Origin of the sequence: Pantoea sp. WMus005, from assembly GCF_013415305.1 — a bacterium.
GTDB classification, from domain to species: Bacteria; Pseudomonadota; Gammaproteobacteria; order Enterobacterales; family Enterobacteriaceae; genus Pantoea; species Pantoea rara.
On sequence record NZ_JACBXU010000002.1, the window covers coordinates 65,073 to 86,536 of the forward strand.

General features: G+C 56.6%; 16 protein-coding genes and 1 pseudogene. 10 read left to right on the plus strand and 7 right to left on the minus strand.

From position 1 onward, the window contains the following. Positions 1–71 precede the first annotated feature (71 nt). Positions 72–617, plus strand: a complete 546-nt coding sequence (locus HZZ01_RS10685; protein ID WP_179897239.1) for a YfaZ family outer membrane protein — start codon at positions 72–74, stop codon at positions 615–617. Positions 618–699: 82 nt separating this feature from the next. Here HZZ01_RS10685 and actP read toward each other — a convergent pair whose 3' ends face one another. From actP to acs, 3 genes are all read right to left on the minus strand, one after another. Continuing rightward, entirely contained in the window at positions 700–2,355 is a 1,656-nt protein-coding gene (gene actP, locus HZZ01_RS10690) for a cation/acetate symporter ActP (protein WP_179897241.1), read from the minus strand. Further along, positions 2,352–2,681, minus strand: a complete 330-nt coding sequence (locus tag HZZ01_RS10695) for a DUF485 domain-containing protein (protein ID WP_179897244.1) — start codon at positions 2,679–2,681, stop codon at positions 2,352–2,354. Before HZZ01_RS10695 ends, actP begins: the two co-directional genes overlap by 4 nt. 140 nt (positions 2,682–2,821) lie before the next feature. Continuing rightward, complete coding sequence (gene acs, locus HZZ01_RS10700) at positions 2,822–4,777, minus strand: acetate--CoA ligase (protein ID WP_179897245.1); 1,956 nt, start codon at positions 4,775–4,777, stop codon at positions 2,822–2,824. Between the two features lie 585 nt (positions 4,778–5,362). On the opposite strand from acs, the gene gltP reads away from it, so the two are divergent. From gltP to HZZ01_RS10720, 4 genes are all read left to right on the plus strand, one after another. Continuing rightward, a complete protein-coding gene (gene gltP, locus HZZ01_RS10705; protein ID WP_179897247.1) occupies positions 5,363–6,664 on the plus strand; it encodes a glutamate/aspartate:proton symporter GltP in 1,302 nt (433 codons plus the stop codon). Between the two features lie 419 nt (positions 6,665–7,083). Continuing rightward, positions 7,084–7,995 carry an N-acetylmuramic acid 6-phosphate etherase gene (gene murQ, locus HZZ01_RS10710; protein ID WP_179897249.1) on the plus strand — a complete coding sequence of 304 codons (912 nt, stop codon included), beginning with the start codon at positions 7,084–7,086 and terminating at the stop codon, positions 7,993–7,995. Beyond that, the gene (murP, locus tag HZZ01_RS10715) at positions 7,995–9,449 is read left to right on the plus strand and encodes a PTS N-acetylmuramic acid transporter subunit IIBC (RefSeq protein ID WP_179897251.1); all 1,455 of its coding nucleotides are present in this window, start codon (positions 7,995–7,997) and stop codon (positions 9,447–9,449) included. Before murQ ends, murP begins: the two co-directional genes overlap by 1 nt. Before the next feature lie 228 nt (positions 9,450–9,677). Further along, positions 9,678–11,222 carry a PAS domain-containing methyl-accepting chemotaxis protein gene (locus HZZ01_RS10720; RefSeq protein WP_179897253.1) on the plus strand — a complete coding sequence of 515 codons (1,545 nt, stop codon included), beginning with the start codon at positions 9,678–9,680 and terminating at the stop codon, positions 11,220–11,222. Here the strand turns inward: HZZ01_RS10720 and HZZ01_RS10725 are convergent. Beyond that, positions 11,219–12,184 carry an AraC family transcriptional regulator gene (locus HZZ01_RS10725; RefSeq protein WP_179897255.1) on the minus strand — a complete coding sequence of 322 codons (966 nt, stop codon included), beginning with the start codon at positions 12,182–12,184 and terminating at the stop codon, positions 11,219–11,221. The genes HZZ01_RS10720 and HZZ01_RS10725 overlap by 4 nt on opposite strands. A gap of 104 nt (positions 12,185–12,288) precedes the next feature. Between HZZ01_RS10725 and HZZ01_RS10730 the strand changes: the two genes are divergently transcribed. Together HZZ01_RS10730 and HZZ01_RS10735 are read left to right on the plus strand one after the other, a co-directional pair. Continuing rightward, a complete protein-coding gene (locus HZZ01_RS10730) occupies positions 12,289–13,476 on the plus strand; it encodes an MFS transporter (RefSeq protein WP_179897257.1) in 1,188 nt (395 codons plus the stop codon). A 212-nt stretch (positions 13,477–13,688) separates the two neighbouring features. Then, positions 13,689–13,898, plus strand: a complete 210-nt coding sequence (locus tag HZZ01_RS10735; RefSeq protein ID WP_003855705.1) for a DUF1471 domain-containing protein — start codon at positions 13,689–13,691, stop codon at positions 13,896–13,898. A 152-nt stretch (positions 13,899–14,050) separates the two neighbouring features. Here HZZ01_RS10735 and sbmA read toward each other — a convergent pair whose 3' ends face one another. Then, positions 14,051–15,292: a peptide antibiotic transporter SbmA gene (gene sbmA / locus HZZ01_RS10740; protein ID WP_179897258.1), complete on the minus strand. Its 1,242-nt coding sequence runs from the start codon at positions 15,290–15,292 to the stop codon at positions 14,051–14,053. A gap of 275 nt (positions 15,293–15,567) precedes the next feature. On the opposite strand from sbmA, the gene HZZ01_RS10745 reads away from it, so the two are divergent. From HZZ01_RS10745 to HZZ01_RS10755, 3 genes are read left to right on the plus strand one after another with little or no spacing between them, the layout of a single operon-like run. Next, positions 15,568–16,302, plus strand: coding sequence for a gluconate 2-dehydrogenase subunit 3 family protein (locus HZZ01_RS10745; RefSeq protein ID WP_179897260.1), 735 nt, complete (start codon positions 15,568–15,570; stop codon positions 16,300–16,302). Between the two features lie 2 nt (positions 16,303–16,304). Then, positions 16,305–18,089 carry a GMC family oxidoreductase gene (locus tag HZZ01_RS10750; RefSeq protein ID WP_136198245.1) on the plus strand — a complete coding sequence of 595 codons (1,785 nt, stop codon included), beginning with the start codon at positions 16,305–16,307 and terminating at the stop codon, positions 18,087–18,089. Positions 18,090–18,099: 10 nt separating this feature from the next. Then, entirely contained in the window at positions 18,100–19,410 is a 1,311-nt protein-coding gene (locus tag HZZ01_RS10755; protein WP_179897262.1) for a cytochrome c, read from the plus strand. Between the two features lie 46 nt (positions 19,411–19,456). Here HZZ01_RS10755 and HZZ01_RS10760 read toward each other — a convergent pair whose 3' ends face one another. Continuing rightward, positions 19,457–20,866 (minus strand): MFS transporter, encoded by a 1,410-nt coding sequence (locus HZZ01_RS10760; RefSeq protein ID WP_179897264.1) that lies wholly within the window; start codon positions 20,864–20,866, stop codon positions 19,457–19,459. A 382-nt stretch (positions 20,867–21,248) separates the two neighbouring features. Beyond that, positions 21,249–21,353: pseudogene (locus tag HZZ01_RS10765) on the minus strand (AbgT family transporter); the annotation flags it as partial. Between the last annotated feature and the right edge of the window lie 111 nt (positions 21,354–21,464).

Genomic DNA, 21,464 nt, shown 5'->3' on the forward strand with positions numbered 1-21,464 from the left:
GATTTTGTTGTCTCCCCGTTTCAGGCTGTTAACCTTGCGGCCGAATTAATTGTCCTTCACGGAGTGGAATCATGTTTAAGCAACTTGTTACCGGGAGCGCCCTCGGGCTGGTTTTACTGAGCGGTGCCGCTCAGGCGATTGAAGGCAGTGTTGATGTCAGCGAACACAACACCAACCTGAATCTGGGTCTGGGCACCACAACACCCGGTCTGTTTCTGAAAGGTAACTGGCTGCGTAGCGACCATGACGGCAGCACCTACGGTGCAGGTCTGGGTTACAACGTTGATTTCGGGCCACTGCGTCTGGCACCGACCGCAAAAGCGATCTTCACCCATCCGGAAGATGGAAAAGATGGATTTGCGGTGGCGCTGGGTGGTGCAGCACACTACAGCATCAACAGCATGTGGGGCCTGTATGGCGAGTATTATTACGCGCCAGAGTCGTTCACCGATCAGCTCGACAGCTATCAGGAAGCCGCTGGCGGCCTGAGCTTCACGCCGGTTTCACTGCTTAACCTGCGTGTGGGTTATCAGTACATCGAACTGAACAACAAAGATGGACGCAAAGATAACGTGCTGGTCGATGGCCCGTACGTGGGTGCATCGCTGCGCTTCTGATTCTGTTGCGTGAAAGAAAAGGGCGACTACCGAGGTAGTCGCCCTTTTTTGTTGCCTGAACGTTATGCGCGGTAAACGGCGATCAGTGCGCCTTGCCCTGTTCAATGCCGGTGCCCGTCTGCGAGCGGATAAACTGCGCGCGGAAGCGTGAGCGCTCCTCTGCACCCTGCTGCGAATGGTCGGTAATGGAGAAGAGCCAGATGCCGACAAAGGCCACCACCATGGAGAACAGCGCCGGATACTCATAAGGGAAAATCGGCTTCGCGTTGCCCAGCACCTGAACCCACACGGTGGGGCCGAGGATCATCAGAATCACGGCAGTCAGCAGACCGAGCCAGCCGCCCACCATCGCACCGCGCGTGGTGAGTTTTGACCAGTACATCGACAGCAGGATGATGGGGAAGTTACAGCTGGCCGCAATCGAGAAAGCCAGCCCGACCATAAAGGCGATGTTCTGCTTCTCAAACAGAATACCCAGCGCAATCGCTACCACGCCCAGTGCGAGCACAGTGATTTTGGAGACCCGCAGCTCATCTTTCTCGCTCGCCTGACCTTTACGATACACGCTGGCATAGAGGTCGTGCGACACCGCCGACGCGCCCGCCAGCGTTAAGCCCGCTACCACCGCCAGAATCGTAGCGAAGGCTACCGCAGAGATAAAGCCCAGGAAGGTGCTGCCGCCCACGGCATTCGCCAGATGCACCGCCGCCATATTGGTGCCACCAATCAGCGCGCCGCTGGCATCTTTAAAGGCCGGGTTCGCGCCCACCAGCAGAATGGCTCCGAAGCCGATAATAAAGGTCAGGAAGTAGAAGTAGCCCATAAAACCGGTGGCCCAGAAGACACTTTTACGGGCCTCTTTAGCATCCGCCACGGTGAAGAAGCGCATCAGAATATGCGGCAATCCGGCCGTACCGAACATCAGCCCCAGCCCCAGTGACAGAGCCGAGATCGGATCCTTGACCAGTCCGCCTGGCTGCATAATCGCGATGCCTTTGGGATGGACCGCCATCGCTTCGGTGAACAGCGTATTAAAGCTGAAATTGGCCGCCTTCATCACCATGACCGCCATAAAGGTCGCACCAAACAGCAGCAGGACCGCTTTGATGATCTGCACCCAGGTGGTGGCCAGCATGCCGCCAAACAGCACATACATCACCATCAGAATGCCGACCAGAACCACCGCCACATGATAGTTAAGGCCGAACAGCAGCTGGATGAGTTTACCGGCACCCACCATCTGCGCGATCAGGTAGAGCGCCACCACCACCAGCGAGCCGCAGGCTGACAGGGTGCGAATTGGCATCTGCTTCAGACGATAAGAGGCGACGTCGGCAAAGGTATAGCGACCCAGATTGCGCAGCCGCTCGGCGATTAAAAACAGAATCATCGGCCAGCCGACCAGGAAGCCGAGCGAATAGATCAGCCCGTCATAGCCGGAGGTGTAAACCAGTGCCGAAATGCCCAGGAACGAGGCCGCTGACATGAAGTCACCCGCCATCGCCAGACCATTCTGGAAACCGGTGATATTGCCGCCGGCCGTGTAATAGTCGTTACGCGAACGGGTCCGCTTCGACGCCCAGTACGTAATCCCCAATGTGGCACCGACGAAAATCGTAAACATGATAATCGCCTGATAGTTGGTCGGCTGACGCTGAACCGCACCGGTAATCGCATCAGCGGCCAGCGCTGAAAACGGCAACATTAAGGCCAGCAGCCATAAGGTGAGACGGGTCATGGTTTCACCTCGCTGAGGATGGCTTTTGTTAAACGGTCAAACTCACCGTTGGCGCGCCAGACATAGACGCCGGTCAGCACAAACGACATCACAATCAGCCCGACACCAATCGGGATACCGCGCGTCACGTTAGTACCGGCATGCAGCGGCGTACCAAGCCAGCCGGGTGCAAAGGCAATCAGCAGAATAAAGCCGACATAGAGCACCAGCATGATCACCGACAGTAACGTCGCGAACGCCTGGCGTTTATGGACTAACTCATGAAAAAGGGGATTACGTTCAATCTGCTGATTGATTGCATCCTGATTCGAAAGGGCGTCATTCATCACATTTTCTCCAGAGGACTTGCAGGCGAGAACCTCACGACAGGGCGCGGATTCAGCTGGTTATAATAGTTGTGACTACCGAAACAGACTGCGTAGGGCGGGTGTGGCGGGAAGCGATCTTCCCGCCGGACTGCGTGCGCTTAAGGCATTTTGATCGACTGTTTCTCCTCAAGCAGTTTTTCTACAACGCCAGGATCGGCGAGGGTAGAGGTATCACCAAGGTTACTGGTATCGCCGGTGGCAATTTTGCGCAGAATACGCCGCATGATTTTGCCAGAGCGGGTTTTCGGCAGTGAGTCGGTCCAGTGCAGCACATCAGGCGTGGCAATCGGGCCAATCTCTTTGCGGACCCACTGTCGCACTTCGGTGTACAGCTCCGGTGACGGCTCTTCGCCATGATTCAGCGTGATATAGGCGTAAATCGCCTGGCCTTTAATACTGTGCGGAATCCCGACCACGGCCGCTTCGGCAATTTTAGGATGCGACACCAGCGCCGATTCAATTTCGGCGGTGCCAAGGCGGTGACCAGAGACGTTGAGCACATCATCAACGCGACCCGTGATCCAGTAATAGCCATCCTCATCACGACGGGCACCGTCACCACTGAAGTAGACATTTTTAAAGGTGGAGAAGTAGGTCTGCTCGAAACGGTCATGATCGCCAAAGAGCGTTCGCGCCTGACCTGGCCACGACTCAGTGATGACCAGATTGCCTTCACAGGCACCTTCCTGCGGCTGACCTTCGTTATCCACCAGCGCCGGTTGTACGCCAAAGAAGGGGCGGGTGGCAGAACCGGCTTTTAGCGCGGTCGCGCCCGGCAGCGGCGTGATCATGAAGCCGCCGGTTTCGGTCTGCCACCAGGTATCCACGATCGGGCAGCGGCTGTTGCCGATTTTCTTGTAGTACCACTCCCAGGCTTCCGGGTTAATCGGCTCGCCGACCGATCCCATAATGCGCAGGCTGCTGCGGTCGGTGCCCGCAATCGCCTTGTCCCCCTCCGCCATCAGCGCCCGGATGGCGGTCGGCGCGGTGTAGAGTAGGGTGACTTTATGTTTATCAACCACTTCCGCCATGCGGCTCGGCGTCGGCCAGTTCGGTACCCCTTCAAACATCAGTGTGGTCGCACCACAAGCCAGCGGGCCATAGACCAGATAGCTGTGACCCGTCACCCAGCCGACATCGGCGGTACACCAGTAGATATCATCCTGATGGTAATCAAAGACGAACTTAAACGTGGTGGCGGCATAGACCAGATAACCGCCGGTAGTATGCAACACACCTTTAGGTTTGCCGGTAGAACCCGACGTATAAAGGATAAACAGCGGATCTTCTGCGCCGACTTCGGCTGCAGAGTGGTTGGTACTGGCGTTCAGCATCAGCGCATGCCACCACTGATCGCGGCCTTCAACCCAGCCCACATCTTTACCTGTGCGCTGGAACACCACCACATTTTTCACGCTGGTGACATTCGGATTTTTTAACGCATCATCAACGTTTTTCTTCAACGGAATGCTGCGACCGGCGCGGATCCCTTCATCAGCGGTAATGACCAGCGAGGCGCTGGAGTCGACAATGCGGCCAGCGACCGCCTCCGGTGAAAAGCCGCCAAAGATCACTGAGTGGACGGCACCAATTCGCGCACAGGCCAGCATCGCCACAGCGGCTTCTGGCACCATCGGCATATAGATCGCTACCACATCGCCTTTTTTCACGTCCAGCAGCTCCAGCACGTTGGCGAAGCGACAGACTTCGGCATGCAGCTGGCGGAAGGTCAGGGTTTTGCTTTCGCTGGCGTCGTCGCCTTCCCAGATAATCGCCGGGTGATCGCCGCGCGTGGCGAGATGACGGTCAAGGCAGTTTGCCGCCAGGTTGAGCGTGCCATCTTCGTACCAGCGAATGTTAATGTTACCTGGCGCAAACGAGCAGTTTTTCACTTTGCTGTAAGGCTGGATCCAGTCAAGGATTTTGCCCTGTTCGCCCCAGAAGCTGTCTGGATCGTCGACAGATTGCTGATACATCGCCTGATACTGTTCAGCTGTAATCAGGGTGTTTGCTGCAATATTATCCGGAACGGGATGAATGTGATTTTGGCTCATGACGGATCTCCTTGAAGATGTTAATGATATGTCAATCAATGGTTAATTAAAGCCTGCCCTGAGTCTTTGTTTCTTTTTTGCGCCACAGATCACGTCATAAACCTCTCGCCACGAAGCGTACAGCCGGATTGATATTTCCTGTTAACTCCCTGCTGGCGAGGGGGAATTAAAAAAGGGTGTCATCCTGGTAAAGGCTGGATAAAAAGCAAGCAAACGCGCCGGCAGCCTTTTTAACCAACTCTGAATAGCTATGCGTAAAGTCATCGAAGTATTACTTTTCATAACAGCAGGTTAGGGATTTTTACTCCTGGCAGCACTTTATGCTACTTAGGTGGCTAACTTTTAATCGGATCTTCCGGGGGTTGCATTTACTGCAGTGAAAATGGTACTTATCTCGCCCCTGTTCTGCAGGTATCAACTCAGACCGCGTCTGAAAATGGGTATGGGAATCATCAGATTTTCATACGAGGCGCTGTTTCTAAACACCCTCTAATTTACCGGGCTTTTTGCTCACTCCCTGTGTGTATTGTCTTCTGCACCTTCGCAGTAGAGAGAAACGGGTTTTGACTGAGGAAATTACGCGTTATGAAAGGTTTTAAAATCAGCCTGGCCTGGCAGATTCTGACAGCCCTGGTGCTTGGCATCGTTGTGGGTGCTGTGTTGCATAATCAGCCAGACAATCGTGAATGGTTAGTCACCAACGTGCTCAGCCCGGCAGGCGATATCTTTATTCATCTCATCAAGATGATTGTGGTACCGATTGTGATTTCATCCCTGATTGTCGGCATCGCTGGCGTGGGTGATGCAAAGAAGCTGGGACGCATCGGCGTCAAAACGATTCTTTACTTTGAAGTGATCACCACCATTGCCATTGTGGTCGGTATTACGCTGGCTAACGTATTTCAACCCGGCACCGGCATTGATATGTCAACGCTGGCAACGGTGGACATCTCTAAATATGAAGCGACAACGGCAGAGGTACAGGGCGGTCCGCACAGCCTGGTGACCACCATTTTGTCGCTGATCCCGCAGAATATTTTCGCCTCAATGGCGAAGGGCGACATGCTGCCGATTATCTTTTTCTCGGTGCTGTTTGGCTTAGGTCTGTCGTCACTGCCGTCAGAACAGCGCGATCCGCTGGTGAACCTGTTCCGTGGCATTTCTGAAGCGATGTTTAAAGTGACGCACATGATCATGCGTTATGCGCCGGTAGGTGTGTTTGCACTGATCGCGGTGACCATTGCTAACTTCGGTTTTGCCTCGCTGTGGCCGCTGGCTAAGCTGGTGTTGCTGGTGTACGCGGCGATTCTGTTCTTCGCCTTTGTGGTGCTGGGCGGGGTGGCGCGCTTCTGTAAGCTGCGGATTACCACGCTGATGCGTATCCTGAAGGATGAGCTGATTCTCTCTTACTCCACGTCCAGCTCAGAAACCGTGTTGCCACGCATCATGGAGAAGATGGAAGCCTACGGCGCCCCGAAAGCGATCACCAGCTTCGTGGTGCCGACCGGTTATTCGTTTAATCTGGATGGTTCAACGCTTTATCAGAGTATCGCCGCGATCTTTATTGCGCAGCTTTACGGCATTGATCTGTCGCTGACCGACGAGATTGTGCTGGTACTGACCCTGATGGTGACCTCGAAAGGGATCGCTGGCGTGCCGGGCGTATCGTTCGTGGTGCTGCTGGCCACGCTGGGCAGCGTCGGTATTCCTCTGGAAGGCCTGGCGTTTATCGCCGGTGTTGACCGCATCATGGATATGGCGCGCACCGCGCTGAACGTGGTCGGTAACGCGCTGGCGGTGCTGGTCATTGCCCGCTGGGAAAACCAGTTCGACGCTGAACAGGCTAAAGAGTATGAGTTGCAGCTGCGGACACAGACCGCAAGCTGAATACGGCGTTAACATCAAAAAGGGCTCAACGAAAGTTGGGCCCTTTTTGTTTGTGTCGCTGAGTTCTTACAGGGTCGATAATGCAGAAATCAAAGACCAGCATGTGTGCCGTTCAGTGGGATATAAAGGGGCTGCGTAACGCCAGCGTCAACCCATCCCTGGGGCCTCGGCCGCCGGTTTACTCGCCTCATGGATGACGAATGCGTCTTTACGATCAGATGAACCTTTTCTGACCGGCTCCGATCAAAAAACCATTAAGCTCAGAATGCCAGGTACCCTGTTTACGCTCAGCGCTGGCCAGTCAATCTCCCACAGCATGATTCACCCCACAGCCATTGAAAAAAGATCTCACCCAATGAATTAATCATTCGTTATGATAATGGTTAATTTGAATAATTTATTCCTTAGCGGAGCCCGTCATGAAACTCGACCTCAGCCAGATGATCACTGAAGGCCGCAACCCGGCCAGCCAGAACATTGATGAACTCTCCACAGAAGCGATGCTGCGCGTCATTAATGATGAAGATAAAAAGGTGGCGCTGGCGGTGGAGGCTATCGTGCCGGAAATCGCTGCCGCCGTTGACGCCATCTGCGCCGCATTCCGGGCAGGTGGACGACTGATCTATTGCGGCGCGGGCACCTCCGGGCGGCTGGGCATCCTGGATGCCAGTGAATGCCCACCTACCTTTGGTACGCCACGTGAACAGGTCATCGGTCTGATTGCCGGTGGCCATACCGCCATACTCCAGGCGGTAGAAAACGCCGAAGACAACCGGGAGCAGGGCGCGCAGGACCTGAAAGATATCCACTTCAGCTGCCACGATGTGCTGGTCGGTATCGCCGCCAGTGGCCGCACACCTTATGTGCTCGGTGCGCTGGCTTACGCGAACGCGCTTGACGCGACCACCGTGGCGCTGACCTGTAATCCTGGCAGTGCCATGTCGCAGGTCGCCGCGATTGCGCTCACGCCGGTAGTCGGTCCGGAAGTGGTCACCGGCTCCTCCCGCATGAAAGCGGGCACCGCCCAGAAACTGGTGCTCAACATGCTCACCACCGGATCGATGATCCGCAGCGGAAAAGTGTACGGCAACCTGATGGTCGATGTGGAAGCCACCAACCTGAAACTGGTGCAGCGGCAGGTCAACATCGTCAAACAGGCCACGGACTGTGACGACGCGACGGCCAGCGCCGCGCTCACCGCCTGTGGCGGACACTGCAAAACTGCCATCCTGATGGTGCTGGCTGGCCTGACTGCCGATGAGGCCAAAGCACTGCTCAGTCAGCATGAAGGCTTTATCCGTCAGGCTCTGCAGGCTGCGGGAGCACGCTAATGGCGAAAATCACCGAGGCACTGTTGCGTGACATCCTGCAGTCGGTCGGTGGCGCGCAAAATATCGCGGCCTGCGGTCACTGTATGACACGGCTCCGCCTGACGCTGAACCAGCCGGAACAGGTTGATCTGGCCCGGTTAAAAAGCCTGCCGGGAGTATTAGGCGTTATTGATAGCGAGGCGCAGTTGCAGGTTGTCCTGGGGCCGGGCAAAGCGCAAACCGCCGCCGAAGGAATGCAAAGCCTGCTGGCGCAGAGGCATACCACGCTGGCTCCGCAGGGCGAAACACCCGAACTCAGCCAGCTGGCGGCGCAGCAGAAACAGCAGCTAAAAGCAAAACAGACCCGTGGCGTGCATCAGTTCCTGTCACGCTTCGCCACTATCTTCACCCCGCTGATCCCGGGTTTTATCGGCGCAGGACTGCTGCTGGGATTCGCGACGCTGATTGAGCAGAGCCTCCACCTTAATGCCCCCGGCGACCATGCGCCCTGGCTGCTGCACACCGTGGCATACATGAAGGTGTTCGGCAAAGGGCTATTCACCTTCCTCAGCATCCTGATCGGTTACAATGCGCAGAAAGCGTTTGGTGGCAGTGGCGTTAATGGCGCCATCATCGCTTCACTGTTTGTGCTCGGCTATGTGCCCACGGCCACCACGGGTTACTACAGCGGCATGGAGAGTTTCTTTGGCCTGACGATCGATCCGCGTGGCAACATTATCGGCGTGCTGATGGCGGCGATTAGCGGGGCGTGGATCGAGAAACAGCTGCGCAAAATCATTCCTGACAACCTCGATATGATCCTCACCTCGCTGTTCACGCTGGTGATCACCGGGGCTATCACCTATCTGCTGATCATGCCGCTGGGCGGCGAACTGTTTAAGGGGATGTCGTGGCTGTTTATCCACCTCAATAACAATCCCTTTGGCTGTGCGCTGCTGGCCGGGCTGTTCCTGATCGCGGTGATGTTCGGCATCCATCAGGGCTTTATTCCGGTCTATTTTGCGCTGATGGAAACCCAGGGGTTTAACTCGCTGTTCCCGATTCTGGCGATGGCGGGCGCAGGACAGGTCGGCGCATCACTGGCGTTGTGGTGCAAAGCCGAAAAAGGGGCGCTGCTGCGGGCGCAGATCAAAGGGGCTATCGTGCCAGGCCTGCTTGGTGTCGGAGAGCCGCTGATCTACGGCGTGACACTGCCGCGCCTTAAACCCTTTATCACCGCCTGCGGTGGCGGGGCGCTGGGCGGTTTCTTTATCGGGCTGGTGGCGTGGCTGGGTTTGCCGGTGGGGATGAACACGGTATTTGGTCCCTCCGGGCTGGTCACACTGCCACTGATGACCTCCAGTCAGGGGATCTTCGCCGGTATGGCGGTTTACCTGGCCGGGCTGATGGTGGCCTGGACGGGCGGATTCCTGCTCACCTGGTGGTTTGGCACCCGTAATGTCGACCTCAGCTAGCCGGCTGCCGGAATCCTCAAGTCCGGCTAACAGATGAATAATCAGCCAAAAATGTGAAAGCCGCTACAAAGCGGCTTTTTTATTGCCATTAATTTAACTTAATCGCTAAAGAGTGGGCTGAAGCATGCCGAATATATAAAAAAAGGTAATCGTTATCTCTCAGCCCACCGTTTTCACGCTGCCACTCAGACTGCCGCGTGCTGGACGTCGGTTCTTCAAGGACTTTTGATGCGTAACAACCAGCCTGTCTCTCAGCGCGAATATCTGTTCGACGATCATGCGACACTGATGTCGACCACCGATCTCAACAGCCATATCACCTATGCCAATGATGCGTTTATCGAAGCGAGCGGATTCACCGCCGATGAGATCAACGGCCAGCCGCATAACATGGTGCGTCACCCCGATATGCCGTCAGAAGCGTTTGCCGATATGTGGGCGACGCTGAAACAGGGTGAACCCTGGACCGCGCTGGTCAAGAACCGCCGTAAAAATGGCGATCACTACTGGGTACGGGCTAACGCCATTCCGGTGGTGCGCGACGGTAAAGTGCAGGGTTACATGTCGGTGCGCACCAAACCCACGGCAGAAGAAGTGCGTCAGACCGAAGCGCTCTATCAGGATTTTCGTGAAGGCCGTGCCAGAGGGCGACGTTTTCACAAGGGCCTGCTGTTGCGCAGTGGCTGGCGTCGCCCCGCCTCAATCCTGAAGACGCTGCCCCTGCGCTGGCGGATTCGCAGCACGCTGCTGGCGTTACTGCCCCTCTCGGTGGCGGGCGTCTGGGCACTGGGCATGACACACGCTGCCCTGGCAGGTTTTACCGCAGGCATGGCCGGACTGCTTCTGATGTGCAGTTTGTGGCTGGAGCAGCAGATTTCACGTCCTATCGAGCGGATGTGCAAACAGGCGCTGAGTGTGGCAACCGGTGCGAGTCACAAGGTCGGGCAGATGGACCGCGTTGATGAGGTCGGCATCACGCTGCGCGCTATCGGGCAGCTCGGATTGATGTTCCGCTGGCTGGTGGATGATGTCAGCGGTCAGGCGATCAATGTGTTAAGTGCCAGCGACGCCATCGCACGCAGTAATAACGAACTCAGCCGCCGTACCGAGCAGGCGGCTGCCAACGTGCAGCAGACTGCGGCCACCATGAACGAAATGACCGCCACGGTGAAGAGCAACACTGAAACTGCACATGAGGCGAATACCCTTTCAGCTGGCACCAGCCACGCGGCCAGCAAAGGCGGCGAAGTGATGACCGAAATGATGGGCATGATGGGCGAAATTGCCGACAGCTCAAAGCGGATTGCCAATATTACCAGCGTCATTGACGGGATAGCTTTCCAGACCAATATCCTGGCACTGAACGCCGCTGTGGAAGCAGCGCGGGCCGGTGAGCAGGGCAAGGGCTTTGCCGTGGTGGCGGGCGAAGTGCGCAGCCTGGCGCAGCGCAGCGCCAAAGCCGCGAGCGAAATCAAAATGCTGGTTGAAACCAGCGCCAGCCGGGTTAACTCGGGCAATGAGCACGCCAGCGCGGCAGGGCGCACGATGCAGGATATCGTATCGCAGGTGCAGAATGTCACCGCACTGATTGCCCAGATCAGCGCCGCCACGGCGGAACAGGCGACCGCGCTCAGCGAAGTCAGTTCAGCAGTGGAAGATCTGGATGACATCACCCATCAGAATGCCGCCCGCGTGACAGAAAGCGCCGAGGCTTCTGGTCGCATGACCCATCAGGCTAACCGTCTGGTGGAAGCGATCAGCGTCTTTCGCTAAGAGGCCAGCGCCTGCGTGCCGTCGCGTCCGGCACGCAGCGCCCCTGGTGACTGCCCGACAATCCGTTTAAAGGCGCGACTGAATGCCGCAATCGAGCCGTAGCCAAGATGATAAGCGACGGCTTCCACCGCTTCACCGTTGTTCACAATCCGCTGCACTGCCAGCCGCATCCGCAACTCCGTGAGATAACGCAGCGGCGTCATGCCCGTGGCAGTGAGAAAACGTCCGGCAAATACTGAGCGCGAACAGCCTGCCACGCTGGCCAGTCGCGCTACCGTCCAGTTTTCGCCCGGCTCGCGATGCATTGCGGCAATCGCCTGGCTCAGGCGGGGATCGCGCATCGCCTGCACCAGCCCACTACTCTGGCCGCAACCGTTCTCTACCCAGCCGCGTACTATCAACGCAGCAACCACATCTGCCAGACGCGACAGAATCCCGGCGAATCCCGCCTGGCGGGTCCGTGACTCCCGCTCCATCGCCGCCAGAATCGGCTGGATTTCCGGATATTGTGACAGCAGGGTACTCACCAGCATCACATCCGGCATGGTGTTGATCAGTGGCTGCATACCGCCAAGCTCAAACGCCATGCAGGCGCTGAACAGCAGCACGCTGTGCTCGTCTTCACAGGCATCTTCCGGGGCGGCGATGGCGCAGACGCTGTCGCAGAGCGGTTTGCTCGCCATGTTTTTAATGCACTGGCAGTCCGCCTCCTCACTGGAGATCAGGCTGTGCGGTTTACCGTGCGGCACCAGCAGCGCATCGCCGCTGTTGAGCTGAAACACCTCGCCGGAGGCGCTGCGCACCAGCAGTGCGCCACGCCCGACAAAGTGGAACTGTGCCCGACCCGGTGCGTGTTCATAATGCAGCCCGAACGGCGCGCTTACCGCGATGCGCTGATAGTTCACGCCATACAGGCGCATCCCCATCAGCAGTTCACTGGTCAGATCTCCATAGTGACTCATGTGATTCCAGACGAATTATCAAGAATGAAGGTGTAAGCATCATAGATCGTCCTGACGCGGCGCTCTATGCTCACACTCACTTTTTTATCTTCCGGAGAAGCAGCATGAGTCTGACAACCGAAGTGGCTGATGAGGTTTCCTCGCCGACCCGCCCCGCCTGGGGCGCGGTATTTGCAATGGCGTTTGGGGTATTCAGCCTCATCACCGCCGAATTTTTACCCGTGAGTCTGCTGACGCCGATGGCCCACAGCCTTGGTGTGTCTGAAGGGCAGGCGGGACAGACCGTCACTATCACCGCACTGGTGGCGCTGTTTACCAGTCTGGTCACCGGTAGCGTCACGCGGCGCATCGATCGCCGCATTGTGATGCTGGTGTTTTCGCTGCTGCTGATCGCCTCGGCGCTGATGGTGGCCTTTGCGGCTGACCTGACGGTGATTCTGCTGGCGCGGGTGCTGCTGGGCATGGCCATTGGCGGCTTCTGGACGCTCTCTACCGCCATCACCATGCGTCTGGTGCCCAGCGATCAGGTGCCGCGCGCGCTCTCTATTGTCTTCAGCGGTATCTCGCTGGCGACGATTATCGCTACCCCGCTCGGCAGCTACCTCGGCGGACTGGTAGGCTGGCGTAACATCTTTATGCTGACCGCCGGACTGGGGGCGGTGGCGCTGCTGTGGCAATTCTTTACGCTGCCCGCGATGCCAGCAGAGAACAAAGCCCGCAACGGCGGGGTGCTGGCACTGCTGCGCATCGGTGTGATGCGCTGGGGAATGCTGGCCGTGATCATGATGTTTACCGGCCACTTCGCCTTCTTTACCTATCTGCGTCCGTTTCTGGAAGGTGTCGCGCAGCTCAACCTCAATCAACTGTCGCTGGTGTTGCTGGCGTTTGGCGTAGCGAATTTCTTTGGCACCTCGCTGGCCGGTTATCTGGTCACCCGTAGCGTGTCGCTGACGCTGAGTGGTATGGCACTGTTAATGAGTGTCACTGCGCTGATGCTGGTGAGTTTTGGTGATGTCAGCTGGCTGGTCGGCGCGGGCGTGGCAATCTGGGGAATGGCATTTGGTTCGATGCCAACCGGCTGGTCTACGTGGATTTCACGCGCGGTGCCGGATGATGCGGAATCGGGCGGTGGTCTGCTGGTGGCCACTATCCAGCTGGCGATTACTGTTGGTGCGGCGGCAGGTGGCTGGATGTTTGACCTGCGCGGGGCTGGTGGGGTGTTCGTTGCCAGCGGCGTGCTGATGCTGCTGGCTGCGCTGACTATCTTCAGCCGGGTAAGGCATCACGGATAATTTCATGAAGGTAGCGGGTTATGCTGCCTTTTTTTAATAGAGTGGATTATTAACCTTTTGAGCAATAACTGTGCGAAATGTGCTTTTAATCATCAGTTTTTCTGAATGAGTTAAGCAAAACTCTCCGCTTTTTACTGATCAACTTCCGGACTAATATATCTATCAACAAGGCAGCACGCCTTACCTGATAAAAATTAACCGAGGAATTGACCATGAAATCTATCAAAACTTTTGCAGCTGTTATCGCGCTTTCTGTTCTGCCATTCGCCAGCTTCGCCCAATCTGTGACCGCTGTCGACTCTACACTGGATGGTGCTGAAGCGAAAATCGCTGCGCAGGCTCAGGATGCTGGTGCTTCATATAAAATCACTGAAGCTTACACCAACAACGGCGTTCACATGACCGCTGAGCTGCTGAAATAAGCTGAGTTTTACCCTCTTGTGCTGACAGGACGCCTCCGGGCGTCCTGGCGGCGTTTCTGATGAGGTGAACGAGGTTACGTCCAGATTTTGTAAACGAAAAAGCCACTCTGACGAGTGGCTTTTTTATGTCAAAAAACGGTCATCCTTACCCGTTACACCTCTTCCGATGCCTCGCGCATCATCTCATCGTGCGGCACATCATCCAGAATCTGCTCAAAGCTGCGCAGACGCTTATAGATCGACATCAGTTCGATCAGCGTTGACCAGGAGGCGATCAGATACTGGAACGAGCCGCGGACCTGATCAAACACGTTGGTGATCTGGTTGAGTAAGCCCAGCGTAATGGTGCCCGCGACAATTGACGGGAACAGCAGGAACAGACCAAACACGTTATCGACCTGCAGATAGAGAATGCGGGTGATGTTGAAGTAGAGATAGTGAAAGTAGAGACGGAAATAGTTAACCCGTACCCGACTGAACAGCTCCTGCACCGTCTGTGGCCCGGCGCGATCGGCATTGTCTTCGCCGTAGACCAGTTCTTTACGGTAGGCGGCTTCAACCCGCTGATTGCGGAACTCCAGCCCCGGCAGTTTAATCCCGACCAGCGCCAGCAACCCGGTGCCGAAAACGGACCAGAGCACAGCGGCAATCACCAGCGCATAAGGAATATTGCCAAGGATTGGAATATCTTTCACGTGATGGGAGAGTGCGACCAGCACCGGCAAAAATGCCACAAGCGTCATAATCGCCTGAATAAAACTCACCCCCCAGTTTTCCAGCGTCGTCGCAAACCGCATGGTGTCTTCCTGCACACGCTGTGCGGCACCTTCGACATGACGCAGACGCTGCCAGTTATGCATGTAGTAGTTATTCATGGCAGTACGCCAGCGGAAAACCCAGTGGCTGATAAAGAAGGAGTTGAGGACGCCAATCACTACTGCGATTAATGCGATACCGAGGAAAGATAAAACCTCATGGTAAAACGCCGCAATCTGCACCGATCCCGCTTTGGTCAGCGCTTTCTGAATCAGATCATAGAACGGTCCATACCAGGCATTAATCGCTACGCCGACCTGCACGCCAAACCAGGTCACAAAGATGATCAGCGCGGAGCCCCACACTGACCAGCGTCGCCATGGATGCGGATCGATAAGCCGCCAGGCTACGGCAAAAATGGCTACCATTATCCAGTAATAGAGATAGAACCAGAGCTGACTCACGGCGATAAATCGCGCTGCTGTGGTCGGCAGAGGCTGCTTCATTGCTGTTTCAAAAGTGGGCCAGATGCCGGGCAGATGCGCGGCAAAGCCGAACCAGGCAAAAATCGCTAACAAGCTCCAGACAGCCGCAGAGCTGAAAAACAGCGCTGGCCGCGGAAAAAAAGACTTAAACATAGGCACTCCGCTGTTGTGTGTTGCCTGTTATAACGTTTTTGGCAGGTCGCTGTCTGTAGTCTGTTGTTTCTGCTCATGACAGGAAGGAGATAGATGTTAATGAAATTGTGCGGTTTTGTTTCGTTGAACTAAATCTTTGTGAATGGCAGTGTTACAATATGTCGGTTGTTACCGGTAACAACCAGGCTCCACGCCTGTATCTGCTGATAAAAACCATTACAACGCAATCACCACTTTTTTCATACCGCCAGTCAGCGCGGTAATGAGGCAATGTCATGTCAGAACAAAAAAAGGGTCATTCACGCAGGGATTTTTTGCTGAAGACCATTACCCTGGCGCCTGCAATGGCGGTAGGTTCCACCGCGATGGGCGCGCTCTCCCTGCCGCTGGCCGCGCAGGCGGCTGAAACCCCGGCCGCGCCGCAGAAGGCGCGTGACTATCAGCCGAACTGGTTCACCGCCGAAGAGTTTGCCTTTATCACTGCAGCCGTAGCGCGTCTGATCCCCAGCGACGAACGCGGGCCAGGTGCGCTGGAAGCGGGTGTACCGGAGTTTATCGATCGTCAGATGAACACACCGTATGCCACGGGTTCAAACTGGTATATGCAGGGGCCGTTTAATCCCGATCTGCCAAAAGAGCTGGGCTATCAGCTGCCGCTGGTGCCTCAGCAGATCTATCGCCTTGGTCTGGCCGATGCCGACAACTACAGTAAAAAGCAGCACGGCAAGGTGTTCGCCCAGCTCAGCGGTGAGCAGCAGGATGCCTTACTGCAGGCGATGGAGAGTGGCAGCGCGGAGTTCAGCCAGTTGCCGGCAAAAGTTTTCTTTAGCTTCCTGTTGCAGAACACCCGTGAAGGCTTCTTCAGCGATCCTATCCACGGCGGGAATCAGGGCATGGTCGGCTGGAAGCTGATCAACTTCCCTGGCGCACGCGCCGACTTTATGGACTGGGTAGAGCGCGGCGAACGGTATCCGTTCCCGTCAGTGTCGATTCGCGGAGAGAGAAGCTAAGCATGGCAAACGAAATGAAAAAAGTGGATGCGGTGATTGTCGGCTTCGGCTGGGCAGGCGCGATTATGGCGAAAGAGCTGACCGAAGCCGGCCTGAACGTGCTGGCGCTGGAGCGGGGACCGCATCGTGATACCTATCCCGATGGTTCCTATCCGCAGTCCATTGATGAGCTGACCTATAACGTCCGCAAAAAGCTGTTCCAGGATCTCTCCAAAAGCACCGTGACCATTCGTCATGATGCGTCGCAGACCGCAGTGCCCTATCGTCAGCTGGCGGCATTTTTGCCCGGCACCGGCACTGGTGGCGCAGGCCTGCACTGGTCGGGCGTTCATTTCCGCGTTGACCCGGTTGAGCTGCGGATGCGCAGCCATTACGAAGAGCGCTATGGCAAGAATTTCATCCCGGAAGGCATGACGATTCAGGATTTTGGCGTCAGCTACGATGAGCTGGAGCCGTTCTTTGACAAGGCGGAAAAAGTCTTTGGCACCTCAGGCAACGCCTGGAGCATCAAGGGCAAAGTGGTCGGCAAAGATAAAGGCGGCAACCCGTTTGCGCCCGATCGCTCAGATAATTTCCCGCTGCCTGCGCAGAAGCGCACTTACTCGGCGCAGCTGTTTGCTCAGGCGGCCGAGTCTGTTGGCTATCATCCTTACGATCTGCCATCTGCCAATACCTCGGGCCCTTACACCAACACCTATGGCGCGCAGATGGGGCCGTGCAACTTCTGCGGTTACTGCAGCGGCTACGCCTGCTACATGTATTCTAAAGCGTCGCCAAACGTCAACATCCTGCCCGCGCTGCGTCAGGAGCCGAAGTTTGAGCTGCGTAACAACTCTTATGTGCTGCGGGTCAATCTCAGCGATGACAAAACGCGTGCAACCGGCGTGACCTATGTGGATGGTCAGGGTCGCGAGCAGGTTCAGCCCGCTGACCTGGTGATCCTCTCCGCCTTCCAGTTCCACAATGTGCATCTGATGCTGCTGTCGGGAATCGGCAAACCGTATAACCCGATGACCAATGAAGGCACCGTAGGCCGCAACTTTGCCTATCAGAACCTCTCCACGCTCAAGGCGCTGTTTGATAAAAATACCACCACTAATCCGTTTATCGGTGCGGGTGGCGCGGGTGTTGCGGTGGATGATTTCAACGCGGATAACTTCGATCACGGGCCGCTGGGTTTTGTCGGCGGTTCGCCATTCTGGGTTAACCAGGCGGGTACCAAACCGATTTCCGGCCTGCCGGTGCCAGCGGGTACGCCCAACTGGGGCAGCAAATGGAAAGCCGCAGTGGCGGATACCTACACTCATCACCTGTCGATGGATGCGCACGGCGCGCACCAGTCCTATCGCGCCAACTACCTTGATCTCGATCCTAACTACAAAGATGCCTATGGACAGCCGTTGCTGCGCATGACCTTTGACTGGCAGGAGAACGACATCAAAATGGCGCAGTTTATGGTCGGTAAGATGCGCAATATTGCTGAAGCGATGAATCCGAAGATGATCATTGGCGGCGCGAAAAAGCCGGGTACCCATTTTGACTCCACGGTGTATCAGACCACCCACATCAGTGGTGGGGCGATTATGGGCGACGATCCGAAAACCAGTGCAGTTAACCGTTATCTGCAAAGCTGGGACGTGCCGAATGTGTTTGTTCCCGGCGCATCAGCCTTCCCGCAGGGACTGGGCTACAACCCGACCGGCATGGTGGCGGCGCTGACCTACTGGTCAGCCAAAGCGATTCGCGAACACTACCTGAAAAACCCCGGTCCACTGGTGCAGGCATAAGGATATGGCGATGAAAAATGGCATTCTGGCTCTGATTCTTGGCTCCCTGTCGTTCGTTGCTCTGGCGGACAGCAGCCAGGACGATCTGGTTAAACGGGGTGAGTATCTGGCGCGCGCCGGTGACTGTGTGGCCTGCCACACCAGCAAAGGCGGTGCAGCGTTTGCCGGTGGTCTGCCGATGGCGACACCGATTGGCACCATCTACTCCACCAACATCACGCCCGATCGCGACACTGGCATTGGCGAATACAGCTATGACGACTTCCAGAAAGCGGTGCGTCAGGGCGTGGCGAAAAACGGCGATACGCTCTATCCGGCGATGCCCTATCCCTCTTACGCGGTGGTCAGCGATGAAGACATGAAGGCGCTTTATGCCTACTTCATGCATGGCGTTGCGCCGGTCGGGCAGCCAAACCGGGAAAGCGACATTCCCTGGCCGCTGTCGATGCGCTGGCCGCTGGCTATCTGGCGTGGGATTTTTGCGCCCGACGTGAAAGCGTTCCAGCCTGCCGCTCAGGAAGATCCGGTGCTGGCGCGGGGTCGCTATCTGGTTGAAGGACTGGGTCACTGCGGTGCCTGTCATACGCCGCGCAGCATCACGATGCAGGAGAAGGCGCTGACCAATGGTGAGGGCAGTGACTATCTCGCGGGCAGCAGCGCGCCGATTGATGGCTGGACCGCCAGCAACCTGCGTGGCGATAACCGCGATGGACTGGGTCGCTGGAGCGAAGAGGACCTGCGTCAGTTCCTGCGTTATGGCCGCAACGATCAGACCGCCGCTTTTGGTGGCATGACTGACGTGGTGGAACACAGTCTGCAGCACCTGAGCGAGTCCGATATCACCGCCATTGCGCGCTATCTGAAGTCGCTGGGCGCGAAAGATCCTCATCAGGCGGCGTTCAGCGTGGATGATGCCACCGCAAAAGCGCTGTGGCGTGGCGATGACAGCCAGGCCGGTGCTGCGACCTACGTCGACAGCTGTGCGGCGTGCCATAAAACCGATGGCAGCGGCTATAAACGCTTCTATCCGGCGCTGCGCGGTAATCCAGTGGTGCTGGCGGAGGATCCCACCTCACTGATCCATATCGTGCTGGTGGGCGGACAGTTACCAGGCGTGAATGGCGCACCGTCGACCATTACCATGCCGGCATTCGGCTGGCGTCTGGACGATCAGCAGGTGGCGGACGTGGTGAACTTCGTGCGCAACAGCTGGGGCAACAAGGCGTCGGAGCCGGTCAGCGCGAAACAGGTCGCTGAGCTGCGTAAAGATGAGAAAGATCGGCTGGGCAGTGCGGATATCAAAGTACTGGAAGGCAAATAACCGGCAATAAAAGAGGCCGTCATCATCAGGATGACGGCCTGTTGTTTTAAATATTCTCCAGATCGATTCCGCGTGTTTTTGGCCCGTAAATCCCTACCGACAACATCACCATCATCATGCTCAGCACGATAAAGGTAATCACACCTGGCGTGCCGGCATACTGCAATATCACCCCGATCAGAATACTGCTGAAGACCGTAGAAAGGCGGCTGAAGGAGTAGCAGAAGCCGACCGCCCGCGCCCGGATATGGGTCGGGAAAATTTCGGTCTGATAGGCGTGGAAGCTGAAGGTCAGCCAGGCGTTGGACCAGGTGATCATGAAGCCGCAGAGAATGAGCAATACTGGCTGCGTCTGGAAGGCGAACAGCGTGCCGAATACCACCGTCATCAGCGATGACAGGACGATCTGCCACTTATTCTCAAGCCTGTCGGCGTAGCGGCTGCAAATCAACGATCCCAGCGGATAGGCCAGCGTGATGAAGAAGGCATAAAGCAAACTGTGTGTCACCGTGGCACCGTTGCCTGACAGCAGCGCAGGCAGCCAGTTACCAAAACCGAAAAAGCCGATCGCCTGGAAAAAATTCATCACCACCAGCATCAGGGTGCGCTTGCGGTAAGCGGGTGACCAGATTTCGCTGAAACGGCCCCTTTTGGGCAGCTGCGCCGCGGCGTCATCGGCTGAAAAAGCGGGTCCGGCCGGGATGCCACAGCGTTGCTCCATCGTGGACAACACCTGATGCGCCTCCTGATGACGGCCCTGCTGCGCCAGCCAGCGCGCCGACTCCGGCAGGTTTCTGCGTACCAGCCAGATCACCAGCGAGCAGACCGCGCCTGCGATTACCACCCAGCGCCAGCCTTCGAGGCTGAGCAGCGTTTGCGGGATCAGCCACCAGGACATCAGCGCCACAGCGGGCACCGATAAAAACTGTACGAAAAAGGAGAAAGCAAAGGCGCGGCTGCGCAGAGGGGTCGGCACCCATTCCGACAGATAGGTGTCGATGGTTACCAGCTCGACACCCAGCCCAATCCCCACCAGAAAGCGGAACAGAATAATCATCTCCGCGCTCTGCTGGAACGCCATCAGCAGCGAAAATAGCCCATACCACAGCAGCGCACACATAAAGGTCAGACGGCGACCAAACCGGTCAGCGTAGGGCGCCAGCAGGCTGGCACCGAAAAACAGACCGAGAAAAGTGGCCGAGGCGAAGGCCGCCTGATCGGAGAAGCCCAGCACGCCTGCCGCGCCGGTGTGAAATACGCCCGCCGACAGCAGGCCGGTACTGATATAGCCGGTTTCAAACAGGTCATAAAGCTCAAAAAAACCGCCCAGCGCCAGCAGCGTAATAAAGCGCCATAATCCTGCGGAGGAGGGCAGTGCATCAACCCGGGCAGCTAAGCTGTTGCGGGCCGCCGATGAAGCATGCATCGGCGGCAGGCTGGTGGAGGTGGTGTTCATATCAGCGTGAACCTCAGGCAGTGTGGAGACGACTCGCAGCCGGTCAGAGGCTTATTAAAATAGTTAACCGTTAGCAAGCGAAGAAATAGCAGAATAGTCAATTCATCCGCCGTTGCCGAGAGGGACGTTGCTGACGATTTAGCAATATACGTTGCAGGTTTTGCCATCCGTGGCAGGCGTTCTCCGGCAGCGGCGACCAGGGCAGGTCTGCATGAATGCAAATGGCATCCTTGCGCCAGCATAGTCCCGCTTTGTGACAACTTATCACGGACGCGTAAAAGCGGAGCTGAAGAAGCTGTTGAGATCAAAAGTGGCGTCATGGAGCCTGGCCGTGTTACCCGCTTCGCGGTTGCCGACGTGAAGGCTATCCGGGCACCAGGGCTTACGCCAGTTTCGGCCAGACACCCGGCCCAATCGGCAGACCCAGCAGATACCACACCATCAGCAGCGCTATCCAGCTGATAAAGAACACTAGTGGATAAGGAAGATTGCCCACAGCCTGATTCACGGCTTAAAATTTTTGAGTCAACATAATGACTTCGCTCCTTTCCTGTTCGAAATCAACGTTTTTGTAAAAAAGGGTACGTTACCCTGCAGC